This window comes from Labrys sp. LIt4 (assembly GCF_017813775.1).
GTDB lineage: Bacteria > Pseudomonadota > Alphaproteobacteria > Rhizobiales > Labraceae > Labrys > Labrys okinawensis_A.
Map to the genome: position 1 here is coordinate 57,585 of NZ_JAGIPY010000018.1, position 14,504 is coordinate 72,088.

A 14,504-nucleotide genomic window follows, 5' to 3' on the forward strand; every position below is an offset into this window, starting at 1 on the left:
ACCAATTGATCTTTCACTCCATGGCTTCCAGATGGAATACGCTAGCCATCGACATCAATATCGCACGCAGCCTCGGGTTCGATGGTCTCGAAACCTCCGGAACCAAGATTGCAGCCTTTCTCGAAGCCGGCTTCAGCCAGGTGGATCTGCGCGAACGCCTTGCAGATCTTTTCCTGCCGGGCATCGGCTTTCTCATCGATGTGGAACGGCAGGGCGAGCACCGGCGTGACATGCTGCGCGAGGCCGAGGAGCTGTGTCAGCTGGCGGTCGTCGCCGGAGCGAGAGGGATCGAGGCGATTACCGGTCCCTTGGACCTGAGGGCCTTCGAGCCCGAGGCGGCGAAGTGCTATCCGCAGCTTTATCGCGGCCTCATCGGCATGACCGAAGCGGAGCAGACGGCCTTGACGGCCGGAAACCTTGCTGCCGTTGCCGATATTGCCGCAGACCATGGCCTGATCGTGTATCTCGAGGCCTTGTCCTGGACGCCGTTGAACAGCATGGATGCCCAGTTGCGCATCATCGACGGATGCAGGCGGGACAATGTCCGCCTGGTGATCGATTTCTGGCACGCCTATACGGCAGGCGATACGCCGGACCGGATCGCCCGGCTCGACAAGAACCTCATCTATGGCGTGCATCTATGCGATTCCCTGCCCTATGCCGGCGGCATCCCGAATGAATCGATCCTGCGCGATGTTCCCACAGGAAGCGGTGCTCTCGATCTCAAAAGCTGGGTCGATGCGGTCAAAGCCACCGGATATGAGGGCTGGTGGAGCTGCGAGCTCTTCTGCAAGCGCCAGCATCAGGACAACAGCTACGCCGTTGCACAGGATTTAAAGATACTGATGGAGCGTCTGATCCTCGATCGACGCAGTCAGTTCCCAGATGATGAATAGAGGGGCAGGCAAATGAAGCTTGACACCATGCGCCTTGAGGGCAACCAGCACGGCCAGGCCGTGATTGATCGCGATACGGTCGAGTTCATTGCCCAGGGCAAGACCGATTGGTTCTTCAATCCCTTGGACGGCTCGCGCCTGTCGAATGTCGTTCGCCTGACGCAGGAGGTCGATGAACGGGCATTCACTCTTTCAGCAAGAATATCCGTTGACTTTGCGGCGGCCTATGACGCCGGTGCGCTCTTCATTCAGTGCGACGAGGAGAATTGGGCGAAGGTCGCTTTCGAGTATTCCGCGCAGCACAAGCCGACGATCGTGAGCGTCGTGACCAGAACGACATCGGATGACGCGGACGGCCCGAACCACGATCAGGACCACATCTGGCTTCGTCTTTATTGCGACGGAAAAATCATTGCTGCTCATTTCTCCGAAAACGGGCATCGCTGGCGATTCCTGCGTTTCTTCACCATTCCGGGAGTCGGGCGCAGGCCGATACGAGTCGGCCTCGGTGCGCAATCTCCAACCGGAACGGGGACGCGCGTCAGGATGTCGGACGTCAGATTGTCCCCTGCCCGTATCGAAAATCTCCGGAACGGGGAATAGAGGTCGCCGAGCACCATCGGCTTTCAAACCAGGGCGAGCGGGTGTGCATCGCCAACCCTGTCATTGCCGACGGCACGCGGGAGGACGACAGCAGAACAATTGGCGCGGCCGTGTTGCTGATCGACGGTTGCGTCCAAGCTCCGGAGCCATCCAAACGGGGGCCTGTAGGTTGTCGCACATTGCGCCGCCAGCAAACCTGCTCTCGCCAGGAGGGCCGCGCTTGTATGCGAGCATTTTGTGCAGCAGCATTTATTTCGAGAAATGACCCGTCTCGCTGTCGGCTCTGTGTCACGAGACGCGGAGGAACTCCCTATGTCCGCGATTCATCCGCACCAGATGACCACCCCGACACCCGACCAATATGCTGTCGGCCTTACCGAGTTTGGACCTGATCGCCCTATCCTTGCTTCGTCCGGCATCCACTCAGGAAAAGCCGCGCGCAGTAGCGCGCCCGTATCGTGATCTCCTCGAGATCCGGCGGCGGGCGCAGGCCGAGCATGATGGCGCGCTGCGGCTCCATGGTCATCATTCCCCGGAGCACGCCGACGGCAACCATCGCATCGCCCGCCTCGATTTCTCCAAGCTTTTGCCGGCGCTCGAGCCAGGCCGCCATAGTCTGGCTGGTGGGGCGCAAAGCCAGCTCATAGAAGGCGGTGCCAATCTCGGGAAAACGGTCGCATTCGGCAATGACGAGGTGAAGGCTTGAGACCGCCTCCTCGTCGAAGCTCAAGGTACCATAGCCGATGAGAATACGTTCAAGCGCCTCCTCAATCGGCAACTCTTCAAGCCGCTTTTCGTCCAGCTCCAGATAAAAGCGCGAGATCCGGTCCGCGACGACACTGCGGAACAGATCGGCCTTGGTCGGGATGAGCCGGTACATGGTCTTGGTAGAGACCCCAGCCCGTTCGGCAACCCGCCCCATGCTGGCACCAGCATAGCCGTGACCATGGAACTCGTGGCGTGCCGCCGCGACAATCAACTGCCTTGTCTCGGCATCCGGCCGGATTTGCGGCCGTCCGCGCGGACGCTTTGGCGTTTTATCATTAAGGACCATGGTCATTTTCCAAATTATATTGACAGCACCGACGGCTAGGAGTATTTGGGAAAATACCAATTTTCCTAAATGAGAGCAAGCTCATTCCGGCGGCTCCAGCAGGAAAGGATCCGATCATGAGCAAGCATGAAGTCATCGTCACCGATGAGAAGACCGTCCCCGTGGCTGAGGCTATTCCTGGCATAGAGCTGGCGAACGAGCCGTCCCTTCCCGTCGCACCCAAGCCGACAAGAAAAATGCGCCCGATGCGCTGGCTGTTACTGGCAGGCGTCGCCCTCGCCGCCATGGCGGGTGCCGGCCATTATGGCTGGGACTATTGGACCGTGGGGCGCTTTCTGGTCACCACCGACGATGCTTATGTCAAGGCCGACAGCACCACGATCGCGCCCAAGGTGTCGGGCTATATCGCAGCGGTGCTGGTGAACGACAACCAACCGGTGAAGGCAGGCGAAGTACTGGCCCGCATCGATGACCGCGACTACAGGGTCGCACTCGAACAAGCCAAGGCGCAGGTTGCGGCCGCCAAGGCGACCATCGCCAACAAACAGGCGGCGCTGGTGGCCGAACAGGCCGAGATCGACGCGGCTCAGGCAACGGTCACGGTCGACCTCGCCAACGAGACTTTCGCCGAGCAGGAAGACAAGCGCTATGCCGAGCTCGCCCAGAAGGGGTTCGGCAGCGTCCAGAATGCCCAGCAGGCCGCCTCTCGCATTGCTGCCGCCCGTGCCGCGGTCACGCGCGACACCGCCGTGCTCGCCAGGGCTACCAAGCAGCTTGATGTGAACCGGGCCGAACTGACCCAAGCTGAAGCTGCGCTCGCCGGGGCCGAAGCCACGCAGCATCAGGCCGAACTGAACCTCTCCTATACCAATCTCCTCGCTCCCATCGACGGTGTCGTCGGCAATCGCACTTTGCGGGTCGGCCAATATGTCCAGGCTGGTACGCAATTGATGGCGGTGGTTCCCAGCCATGAGGCCTATATCGTCGCCAATTACAAGGAAACGCAGCTCACCGACGTCAAGGCGGGGCAGCCGGTCGAAGTTGAAGTCGATACCTTCCCCGGGCAGATCTTCAAGGGCCATGTCGACAGCCTTTCGCCTGCGAGCGGCCAGGAGTTTGCCTTGCTACCGCCGGACAATGCCACCGGCAATTTCACCAAGGTGGTGCAGCGCATTCCGGTAAAGATCGTGCTGGACGAAGCCAGTGCGCCAGCGGTCGTGCTTCGCCCCGGCATGTCGGTCTATCCCTCGATCGACACCAGGGCCTCGACGACGCGGATCGCCTCGGCAACTGCTACCGCCACCAACTGAGATCCTCTTCACAAGAAAGCCATGGCAGGAGGCTGCGATGTCATCATCGGCCCAGACCGTTCGGCTCGGTTCTTCCATTCCCACCTCTATCGCCGCCAAACCCGCCGACAAGGCCAGCACAACGGCCTGGATCGCTGTGCTTGCTGCCATGATCGGCGCCTTCATGGCGATCCTCAACATCCAGATCACCAACGCTTCGCTGCTCAACATTGAGGGCGGCATCGGCACTGGCGTCGACAATGGGGCCTGGATCTCGACCTCCTATCTGATCGGCGAGATCGTAGTCATTCCCCTCACCGACTATCTCAGCCGTGTGTTTTCGTTCCGGCGCTACATGCTGACCAACGTGGCGCTATTCGCTCTGTTCTCGGCCGCCTGCGCCTTCGCCCACGATCTCGGCACCATGATCGCATTGCGTGGCCTGCAGGGTTTCGCCGGCGGCGTGCTGATCCCGATGGCCTTCACCATGGTCCTGACCCGCCTGCCCAAGGGCCAGCAGCCGATCGGCCTTGCCATGTTCGCCCTGTCGGTTACCTTCGCGCCCGCGATCGGCCCGACCATCGGTGGCTATCTCACCGAGAATTATGGCTGGCAGACCATCTTCTTCGTCAACGCGCCGCCGAGCCTGATCATGTTCGCCGCGCTCTACTTCACGCTGGAAAAGAAGCCGATGCAGCTCTCGCTCCTCAAGGAGGGCGACTGGGCCGGCATCGTCACCATGGCGATCGGGCTTGCAGCGCTGCAGACCGTGCTCGAAGAGGGCAACAAGGATGATTGGTTTCAGTCGTCCTTCATCGTCAAGCTCGCCTTGACAGCGGCATTGTTCCTGAGCGCCTTCATCATCATCGAACTGACAGTCAAGAAGCCTCTGGTCCAGTTGCGCCTGCTCGCGCAGCGCAATTTCGGCATCGGCATCGTGGTCAACGTGCTGGTCGGGGTAGCGCTGTTCGGTACCGTCTACATCCTGCCGCAATATCTGGGCCAGGTGCAGCGCTACAATGCCGAGCAGATCGGCCTGGTGCTGGCCTGGACCGGCCTGCCGCAGCTCCTCATCATTCCATTCGTGCCGTTGCTGCTCAAACATTTCGACGTGCGCTTCATCGCTTTCGTCGGCATCAGCATTTTCGCGGCAAGCGCTTTCATGAATGTCAACCTGTCGCCGGACAATGCCGGCGACCAGTTCTTCCTGCCCAACATCGTGCGCGCCATCGGTCAAGCGCTGGTGCTGACGCCGATCAGCGTGATCACCACAGCGGGAATCGCACCAAGTGATGCCGGTGCCGCCTCGGGCCTGTCCAATATGCTGCGCAATCTGGGCGGTGCCGTCGGCACGGCTACGCTGGGAACGGTGCTCACCAAGCGGGAGCAGTTTCACTCTAATATCATCGGGCAATCGGTCACGCTCGTGCGCGATGAGGTGCGTGATCGGATCGATCACCTGACCCAGTATTTCATGGCGCATGGCGTAACCGATGCGATCCTTGCCCAGCACAAGGCCATCGGCGTGATCGGTGCAACCGTCCATCGTCAAGCACTCATCCTGGGCTTCGGCGACACGTTCGCCGTGATCGGGACCGTGCTGGCGCTCGCGGCAGTCGCCGTATTGTTCACCCGCAGGATCCCATCCGGTAGTGCCGGTGGCGGAGCCCATTGAAAGCACTTAGATCCAACGTCTCGGGCAAATCGTGTCGCGTTCGGTCAAGTCTTCGGCAGAAAATGCATTCGCCATGCTATATCAGATGGCACCGACTCCGTCGCGGCCACCGCCGCGCCAAAGGCGCTCCAGTGGCAGTGGCCGTGAGTGTGTCCTCCCGTTGCGCATGCGATCACTTCATGCCGCCGGTTGCAGTTAATTGGAGCGAGTCGCACTGATCTTGAGAAATGACCGGGCCTTTTGAACTCGTCACGGTGTGTTTTTACCCATGTTTTCACACTGGTCGGTACAAATCCCTCCTGGCCGGGCTGTGGAGTGAAAGACTTTGCCGGGATCGCATCCACGCCGTCGGAGGTCTCAGCAAAGTTGCGGAACTTGAGGGCGACATGCTCGCCAGTAGTTTGCGTGGATTGGAAAAACAAGGCTAAAGTGCCCCTCATGAATGAGGTCCTTAGCAGGCTGGTAGCCGGGTTTGACCAGTCGGCGATATTCATAGCGCTTTACGATCAATTCGACCGTCTCCGGTATGCGAATGCCGCCTTTCGTTCGGCTTTTTTATCGAGGAGCATGAGGAGCCGACTTGGCCGGAGATCATGCGTCGCAATTTCGAGGCGGGACGAGGCACGGTCTTGCGGATCGGCAATTTCGATGAATGGCTGATATCGACCCAGTCGCGACGGGGAAAGATGGCGTTTCGGGCCTATGAAACCGATCTCGTGGACGGTCGATGGCTATGGATGAAGGAAAGCGTTCTCGATGACGGCTGGATGCTTTGCGTGGCAAGCGACATCACTGCCTTGCATGCGCATACTCGGGACCTTCGGCAAGACCGCGATAGCGCGGTGAAGGTCGCCTATACTGATGAGTTGACCGGCGTTGCAAACCGGCGGTTTGTGATGGCCCGTATCGAGGATATGCTCCGACGGCAAGGTGCAACCGGGGGCCCGGTCGGCTGCTTGGCAATCCTCGACATCGATAATTTCAAAACCATCAACGATCGGTACGGTCATCCAGCAGGCGACCAGATTCTCCGAGCTCTCGCAAGCACGATCAGTTCCGGCTTGAGACGTGTAGATTGTTTTGGGCGGGTTGGTGGCGAGGAATTCGTCCTTGTTATGCCGCGGACCGATGGAAACGAGGCGGTCCTCATACTGGAACGCATGCTCGCACGCGTTCGGGTGTCCCAGCCCTTAAAGGATCATCGGGACCTCAGAATCACATTCTCGGCCGGCGTGACCGAAGCAGCTTCGGAGGACATTGCCCTCAGCCTATATGCCCGTGCGGACAAGGCGCTCTACCAGGCCAAAATGCTTGGTCGCAATTGCATCGTGCTTTCGGCCGGTGGTGAGGAGGATCTATCTGCGAACGGCTAGGTTCAGGCTTGGTTTTACGGACCGTCGCGGTCGCGCAGAGGCTTGGCAGGCTTTCCGCGTGTGGGGCTGGCAAGCTGGTCGACGTTGATGAACCGAAAGGAGGTGCGCCAGGTTTTTAGTCCCGGCATTTGAGGCCACGAAGTCGGAGAGATGGCTTTCGAGCTGTTTGTGGCGATCATAGTGGTAGCGCTGAACGGTCGCTTCTTGATGGTCCGGTTCGTGCGTTCGACCTGCCCATTGGTCCAGGGACGGTTGGACTTGGTCAGGCGATGTTCGCCTGGATAGCTGGGCCACGATCGTTTCGGACGAACACTGACGTAAAACGATTCGAGAGATACACCATCAGGTGCACATGCTCCAATATCCTGTTAACTTATGGCGATGAGTATCACACTCAGCTCGACCTCGCCATTCTATTGCGGCGCAAGGCGTTTTTCATGTATTGAACGCCATTTATCAGTTTTTAACTCATTTAATATTGCATAAATTTTTTACTGCAATGCTTTTGCATAATGATTTTAATATCAAATACATGAAACTATTATGATATGTTTATAATTTTAGTCGATCTTCCAGAAAATCCAAAGACTACTTAATTTAAATAACAAATATACTTATTTTTTCGAGAATTTATATTCGTATAATATTAGAGATATTGCTTATTGTTGAACATCACGTTTAGGAATAACGTTCGATTCTTTGAGTAATATACCTTAAGGTAATCACATGTTTTGGCCGAGATATTGACGCAAACGCTTTGATGGTTATTCATTGCGATATTGATTGTTCGATTGCGTGAAATGGCTTGTTCATGGAGCACCTTGCGAATCCAAGGGGTTTATCTCGCCGGGTGGGAGGTTATCCTTTGGCAGCTCAACGTGACTCGTCAGGGAGAAGAAATCGACAAATCTCTCGCCGTTTCACAATCATATTCTGCACAAGCATAGTGCCTCTCCTGTGGGGCTGCAGTACGCCGCGCTCCGTGGTCTCCGATACCAGTTCGGTCACGGTCGTGCCGCCCGAGGCGGCCTTCGCCTCCCTGGGGCCGGGGGCGCCGCCGGTAATATCGATCGTCCAGACGACCTATGCCAATGCGACGCGCCAGGCCATCGCGCTCGCCACCGATGGAGCCGCGCCGGGACAAAACGAATTGCGGGTCGATGTTCTAGGCATCAGCAATTCGATTGCCGGTGTGGAGGACAGGCTAGCGGACCGACCGCTCAATGAAGAACAACTCGCCGGCGAGGCCCAGACGGCTCTGCCGGGAGTGCCCATGCGCCGTTCGCTGACCTATGTCCAGAACCAGTATGGACCTTTCGGCTATGCGCTCGGCCGGGCCGCCCGCGGTGAATTGTGCATCTACGCCTGGCAGCGCATCGCAACCCCGGATCTCGACGTGTCCCTGTTCAACCGGCGCGCCACCGTCTCCATCCGTCTTCGCCTGTGTCGTCCCAATGCGACCGAGACCAACCTCGTCGCCGCCATGATGGGCCTCAATGTCAACGCATCGCTGTCGAGCGGAAGTTGGTCACAGGCGCCGCGCCCCCTGTCCCCGGATATCGGAGCCGCCGGCGCGCCGATCGGGCCCTCGCCTCTGTCGGCAGCGCCTCCGCCGGCGGCTCCCGCCGCGGCGGTCCCTCGCCGTAGGCGGGCACCTGTGCGCGCCGGGGTGTTCGCCTCCCCACCACCTGTCATGGCCCCGGCTGCCACCGGCGTTGCCATTCCTCCCCCTCCCGCCGTGCAAGCGGGCACCGGTTCCGCCGCCGTGCCGCCGCCACCCGTGATCCCGGCTCCTCCCCAGGGGACACAGCCATGACAAAAGCTCTCGTCGTCTTGTTCTGGTTGCTCACCTCTCTTTTCGTGCTGGTGCTGGTAACCTTGCCGATCAGCCAGCAGACCCATCTCATCGCGGGCACCACCGTGGTGATCGCGATGGCGCTCCTCAAGGCGGTCAAGCCGACCGGGGTCTGGCGCCTGATCGCGCTTGCCCTGGGAACATCGATCGTGCTGCGCTACGTCTACTGGCGCACCACCAGCACGCTGCCGCCGATAAACCAGCCCGAGAATTTCATTGTCGGGCTGATTGTCTATCTGGCTGAAATGTACTGTGTCGCCATGCTGGCGCTGTCGCTCTTCGTTGTCGCCACGCCGCTTCCGTCACGGGTGGCGCCGCGCCTGCGCGACGATGAACTGCCGAGCGTGGATGTCTTCATTCCCAGCTACAATGAAGGGGCAGAACTTCTGGCGGGAACGCTCGCGGCAGCATTGGGCATGGATTATCCGCCCGACAAACTGCATGTCTATCTCCTCGATGACGGCGGCACGGAGCAAAAACGCAACTCGAAAGATCTCCAGGCGGCAGTGGAGGCCCAGCAGCGTCATGCGCGGCTGAAACGCCTATGCGAGGAATTGGGTGCCAACTATCTCACCCGTGCCCGCAACGAGCATGCCAAGGCCGGCAACCTCAACAACGGCCTCGCCCACTCCTCCAGCGATATCGTGGTCGTCTTCGACGCCGATCACGCTCCGGCCAGGGACTTCCTGCATAGCACCGTCGGCTTCTTCCGGGATGATCCGAGCCTGTTCATGGTGCAGACGCCGCACTTCTTCCTGAACCCGGATCCGATCGAACGCAATCTGCGCACGTTCCAGAAGATGCCGTCCGAGAACGAGATGTTCTACGGCATCATCCAGCGCGGGCTCGACAAGTGGAATTCCTCGTTCTTCTGCGGCTCAGCAGCGGCTCTTCGCCGCTCCGCTCTCGAGGCGACCGAGGGTTTCAAGGGCCGCAGCATCACGGAGGACTGCGAAACGGCGATGGAACTGCACGCGCGAGGCTGGCACAGCATCTATGTCGACAAGCCTCTGATCGCAGGCCTGCAGCCGGCGACATTTGCCAGCTTCATCGGCCAGCGTTCGCGTTGGGCCCAAGGCATGGTGCAGATATTGCTGTTCCAACGTCCTTTCATGAAGCGCGGCCTCAAGATCTCCCAGCGCCTTTGCTATATGTCGAGTATTCTATTCTGGTTCTTTCCCCTGGCGCGCCTCGTATTTCTCGTCGCCCCGCTTTTTTACCTGTTCTTCAATCTTGAGATCTTCGTCGCCTCCGGCCAGGAGTTTCTGTCTTATACGCTCTCCTACATGCTGGTGAACCTGATGATGCAGAACTATCTTTATGGTTCGTATCGTTGGCCCTGGATTTCGGAACTCTACGAATACGCCCAGACGCTCTATCTGCTGCCAGCGCTGGCATCGGTCATTATGCATCCGACCAAACCGACCTTCCGGGTGACGGCCAAGGACGACTCCGTCCAGGAAAGCAGGCTTTCTGAAATAGCTTGGCCCCTCTTCGCCTTTTTCTGCGTGCTGATCGCCGGCATGGGCATGACGGTCTTCCGCCTGATCGAACAGCCCTACAAGGCGGATGTCACCTTGGTGGTCGGCATGTGGAACCTGCTGAACGTTCTGCTGGCCGGCTGCGCGCTCGGCGTGGTCTCGGAGCGTGGCGAGCGCCAGTCGAGCCAGCGCGTGAGGGCGGACCGGCGTTGTGAGTTGATACTCGGCGATACTGTCATTCCGGCGATGATCGAGAATGTCTCTACCAACGGTGCAGGCATCAGCATCGTCGGAGCCGTCAAGGGTCTCGAGCGCGAGAGCCTGTTGCGGATCCGCTTTACCCCATTGTCGCGATTGGACGGGAGGCCGGAATTGCCGGTGGTCGTTCGAAGGGTTAGTGCCGGCGCCGGAAGCACGACGATAGGAGTGCGCTTCCAGACGTCGGACCCGATCCATTTCCGCCTCGTAGCCGATCTCCTCTATGCAACGTCCGACCGCTGGACGGCCTTCCAGGCCGCCCGTCGCTACAATCCAGGCATCTTACGCGGCACCATCTGGTTCTACGCGCTGGCCCTCAAGCAAACGGTGCGCGGCCTGATCTATCTCTATCGTGCTTCCGTACCGGCCAGGGCCGATTCCCCGGTGCCGCAACAAAGGGCGGGAGAGCCGACGTGAGAGGCCTGATCTTCATCCTGGTCGCAATGGCGCTGCCGCTGGCAGGCCTGTCCCATGCCCGGGCTGATCAATCGGCATCTCCCTTCGACATGGCGCCCGAGAGGAGCAACGCGCCGGCGCCCGCCTTGTCGCCATCATTGCCCAGCCCGGTTCCCCCGACACCGACTGCCAATCTGGCGCCCGCGCCCCAGCCCGCTGCCCCGCCACCGGCTGTCGATCCGACACCCCCGCCCTCGCCGCAGGTGATTGCTCCCCCATCGGCACCGCCCAAAGTCGAAGCGGCTCAGGCCGAAACCTTCGACCGGCCTCTGATGCCTTTTCGGCATCTCGTCCTCGAAGGGGAAGTCGACAGCCGGGCCTGGTATGTCGTTCTGACCAAGAATCAGGTCGCGAGCCCGACCACGCTGACCTTGGGCTATAAGGCCTCCGTCGTGGTGGCGCCTGAAGCATCCCGCCTCATCCTGTCCATCAACAATCAGACGGTTTTTGATTCGCCGATCACGGCTTCCGACCAGACGGGCAAGCTTTCCGCCGAACTGCCTGCCAATCTTCTGAAGGCCGGGCCAAATCTCGTCCGGCTCCAGGTGGTCCAGCGTCACCGTACGGATTGCACTATCAATTCCACCTACGAGTTACGCACCGAAATCGACAGCGTGACCACAGCCTTTCATTTCGCCTCCTCGGCAGCGGCGCGATTGTCGCGCGTGGAGGATCTTGCCGCCACGGCTCCCGATGCGAACGGCCTGACGCATTTGCGCATCATCGCGCCATCCCTCGGCGCCAAGGCGTCCGCTAACCCGATCCTGCGCTTCGCTCAGGCTGCTTCCATTCTCATCGGCATGCCCAACCTGGATGTTCTGGTTACCGATCGCACGGGAGATTCGATCGAGCCTGGAACCGTGACGGCCGTGATCGGCACCGTGGAGGAGGTACGGCCGTTGCTGCGCACCGTGCCGAAGGACGCCGATTCCCGCCCCATCGTGACATTCGTAGACGATCCAGCGCTCGGCCCGTCGACACTGTTGGTGTCGGGGCCCGATGCCGCTTCCGTCTCCAAGGCCGTCGACGCGGTCGCCGCGTTGGTCGACCGCCCGCGGGGAAACATCCGCGACATGCTCGATACGAGTCGGTGGTTCGCTCCCAATCCGCCGCTCCTGCTGCGGGAAAGCCATGTCAGGTTTGCCAATCTCGGCGTTCCCACCCAGGAGTTCGCCGGCCGCCGCTTCAGGACCGAATTCCAGATCGGCTTGCCCTCTGACTTCTACTCGGTTTCCGCAGGCGAGGCGACGCTACTGCTGGATGCCGCTTACAGCGGCGAGGTGCTGCCCGGCAGCCACCTTGATATCTATGTCAACGGAAACATAGCCGCCACCACGCCTCTGCGAACCAGCGGTGGTGAAATCCTGCGACATCTGCCGATCCGCATTCCCATGACGCATTTTCGTCCGGGGCCGAACCGCGTCACCTTCGAGGCACAGCTCTTCACGACGATGGACTCGCAATGTGCGGCGGGACCGACCAAAGGCAATAATCGTTTCGCCCTGTTCGATAGCAGCGAATTCGTGATGCCGGACTATGCGCGCATCGCCCAGCAGCCGAACCTGGCAGCGCTGCAGGGCACTGCTTTTCCCTATAATGGTGCCGTCGATCCGGTGGCGCTGGTGGTCAGCAGATATGACAGCCCGGTGATGTCGGCAACCGCGACGCTTCTGGCGCGAATGGCTTTAGCCGCGGGGCGCTTAATCAACATCGACCCCAATGCGCCCTCTCTCGACGACCGCCATGCCCTCTTCGTTGCGCCGGCTCCGGATATTCCCGAGCAGGTGCCAGCGCAACTCAATCTCGATGAACAGCTGCGCACTGGCTGGAAACCCCACAACGACGAACCCATCCTCCCTTCGGCCGCTGCTGGAAATCCGCCGGGCCCGACGCCTGCGACGCTGCCCGTGGCCGCAACTGAACCCGCTGATACCCAGGAAACCTTCGATCGCTGGCGCGACACACTGAAAGCAGAAGGTGGTGGCTGGCGAGGCAATGTGAGTTCCTTCCAGGATTGGCTCCAGCGGACCTTCCAGGTATCCAGCCAGACCCTTCGCTTCCTGCCTAGCCGCGACGTGGCCTTTCATCCTTCGCGCGATACCTCGGCCATGATCGCACAAGGCCCGAGCCCAAGCGGCAACAAGACCTGGACGCTGCTGACGGCACCAAGCACCAGGGAACTGCGTGCCGGTGCCAATACCCTTACGTCCAGCCCGCAATGGTTTCAGCTTTCCGGACGCTTGGCGACCTACAATACCCGCCTTGCCGAAGTGCAGATCCAGCCTGTTACCACCTCCTCTCTCACCGCCACCCAACCTCTCTCCTTCACCAATCTGCGTCTGATCGCCGCGAACTGGCTCTCGGAGAACCTCCTGGCATTTGCATTCCTGCTTTTTGCGGCTTGCCTCCTGCTCGGCCTCGCGACAGCTTTGCTCTTATCCCGCATAGGCCGGAGAATCTCTCAATGATCGAGCGCCGCATGTTCGGCTCCGTTCGTCTGCTGGTCACAATCGCAATGATCGCGACATTCATGCTGACGGCCAGCCAGGGCGGGGCGGCCTCGTTTGGGCAGCCGGCCAAGCCCGGCACTCTTTCGACAGAGCAATGGCAGTCCTGGCGCGACCGCTTCGTGACGCTGGACGGCCGCGTCATCGATACGGCCAACAAAAGTATCAGCCATAGCGAGGGGCAGGGCTACGGTCTCCTGCTCTCGGTGCTGGCACTCGATCGCGCGACTTTCACGCGCATCTGGACTTTTACCCATAATGAAATGCTGCTGCGCGACGATGGGCTGGCGGTATGGCGCTGGGACCCCGACAGCAAGCCGCATGTCACCGACGTCAACAACGCGGCCGACGGCGACATCCTCATTGCCTATGCACTCGCCCTGGGCGGCAATCTGTGGGAGGTGTCATCCTGGACCGAAACCTCCCGCAACATGGCCGAAGCGATCGGACAGCGGCTTGTGCGCCGGGTTGGGGCGCACACCGTCCTCATGCCAGGCGTCAAGGGTTTCGGCCCGCAGGACAGACCCGATGGACCGGTGCTCAATCTGTCCTACTGGATCTTCGAGGCTCTGCCGGTATTGGCGCGCCTGGCTCCCAATACAGACTGGAAGGCGCTGGCCGCGAGCGGCGAAGGACTGATACGGGATGCCCGCTTCGGCAGTGCCGAACTTCCGGCCGACTGGATATCCCTGAAATCAGCCAAGCCAGCCCTGGCAGCGGGCTTCGAGCCTCGCTTCAGCTATGATGCCGTGCGGATCCCGCTTTATCTCCTGCGCGCGGGCAACAATGACCAGGCGTTGCTCAAGCCGTTCGCCAAGGCCTGGGGAAATGGCACCGCGGCACCGCCCATCTTCGATCTCGCGGGCGACAAGCAGATCGGCGCCATGGACGATCCAGGTTATCGGATGATCGGGGCCGTGCTGCAATGCGCTCTCGACCGCAAGCCGGTTCCCACCGAACTGCGATCGCCGAAGCTGGAAGTGTACTACCCCGCCACCCTCTATCTGCTGGCCCTTTCGGCCGTTGCGCAACATTACCCGGAGTGCCTGTGAGACCG

The 14,504-nt window shown here is 60.2% G+C and carries 9 protein-coding genes and 2 pseudogenes; 9 read left to right on the forward strand and 2 right to left on the reverse strand.

The genetic code is table 11. The annotated features are described in order from the left end of the window. Positions 1 to 20: 20 nt before the first annotated feature. Positions 21 to 896 carry a sugar phosphate isomerase/epimerase family protein gene (locus J8I29_RS24940; protein WP_245197354.1) on the forward strand — a complete coding sequence of 292 codons (876 nt, stop codon included), beginning with the start codon at positions 21 to 23 and terminating at the stop codon, positions 894 to 896. 12 nt (positions 897 to 908) lie between these two features. Continuing rightward, the gene (locus J8I29_RS24945) at positions 909 to 1,499 is read left to right on the forward strand and encodes a DUF1349 domain-containing protein (protein ID WP_245197342.1); all 591 of its coding nucleotides are present in this window, start codon (positions 909 to 911) and stop codon (positions 1,497 to 1,499) included. A 397-nt stretch (positions 1,500 to 1,896) separates the two neighbouring features. Here the strand turns inward: J8I29_RS24945 and J8I29_RS24950 are convergent, their stop codons facing one another. Next, a complete protein-coding gene (locus J8I29_RS24950) occupies positions 1,897 to 2,553 on the reverse strand; it encodes a TetR/AcrR family transcriptional regulator (protein ID WP_209433708.1) in 657 nt (218 codons plus the stop codon). Between the two features lie 116 nt (positions 2,554 to 2,669). Here J8I29_RS24950 and J8I29_RS24955 point away from each other — a divergent pair, with 116 nt between their 5' ends. The 3 genes and pseudogenes from J8I29_RS24955 (at position 2,670) to J8I29_RS24965 (ending at position 6,890) form a co-directional block, all read left to right on the forward strand. After that, positions 2,670 to 3,863, forward strand: a complete 1,194-nt coding sequence (locus J8I29_RS24955) for an HlyD family secretion protein (protein ID WP_209433709.1) — start codon at positions 2,670 to 2,672, stop codon at positions 3,861 to 3,863. Between the two features lie 37 nt (positions 3,864 to 3,900). Next, entirely contained in the window at positions 3,901 to 5,517 is a 1,617-nt protein-coding gene (locus tag J8I29_RS24960) for a DHA2 family efflux MFS transporter permease subunit (RefSeq protein WP_209433710.1), read from the forward strand. A gap of 438 nt (positions 5,518 to 5,955) precedes the next feature. Then, positions 5,956 to 6,890, forward strand: a pseudogene (locus J8I29_RS24965) (GGDEF domain-containing protein). A gap of 135 nt (positions 6,891 to 7,025) precedes the next feature. Here J8I29_RS24965 and J8I29_RS24970 read toward each other — a convergent pair. Further along, positions 7,026 to 7,165, reverse strand: a pseudogene (locus tag J8I29_RS24970) (IS481 family transposase); the annotation flags it as partial. Between the two features lie 671 nt (positions 7,166 to 7,836). Here J8I29_RS24970 and bcsN point away from each other — a divergent pair. From bcsN to J8I29_RS24990, 4 genes are all read left to right on the forward strand, one after another. Next, on the forward strand, positions 7,837 to 8,706 hold the full coding sequence (gene bcsN, locus J8I29_RS24975; RefSeq protein ID WP_209433711.1) for a cellulose biosynthesis protein BcsN: 870 nt from the start codon (positions 7,837 to 7,839) through the stop codon (positions 8,704 to 8,706). Continuing rightward, positions 8,703 to 10,901, forward strand: a complete 2,199-nt coding sequence (bcsA, locus tag J8I29_RS24980) for a UDP-forming cellulose synthase catalytic subunit (protein ID WP_209433712.1) — start codon at positions 8,703 to 8,705, stop codon at positions 10,899 to 10,901. Before bcsN ends, bcsA begins: the two co-directional genes overlap by 4 nt. Before the next feature lie 89 nt (positions 10,902 to 10,990). Next, positions 10,991 to 13,408, forward strand: a complete 2,418-nt coding sequence (locus tag J8I29_RS24985; protein WP_280871141.1) for a cellulose biosynthesis cyclic di-GMP-binding regulatory protein BcsB — start codon at positions 10,991 to 10,993, stop codon at positions 13,406 to 13,408. Further along, positions 13,405 to 14,499, forward strand: a complete 1,095-nt coding sequence (locus J8I29_RS24990) for a glycosyl hydrolase family 8 (protein WP_245197343.1) — start codon at positions 13,405 to 13,407, stop codon at positions 14,497 to 14,499. The genes J8I29_RS24985 and J8I29_RS24990 overlap by 4 nt, the downstream gene beginning before the upstream one ends. Positions 14,500 to 14,504: the final 5 nt, after the last annotated feature.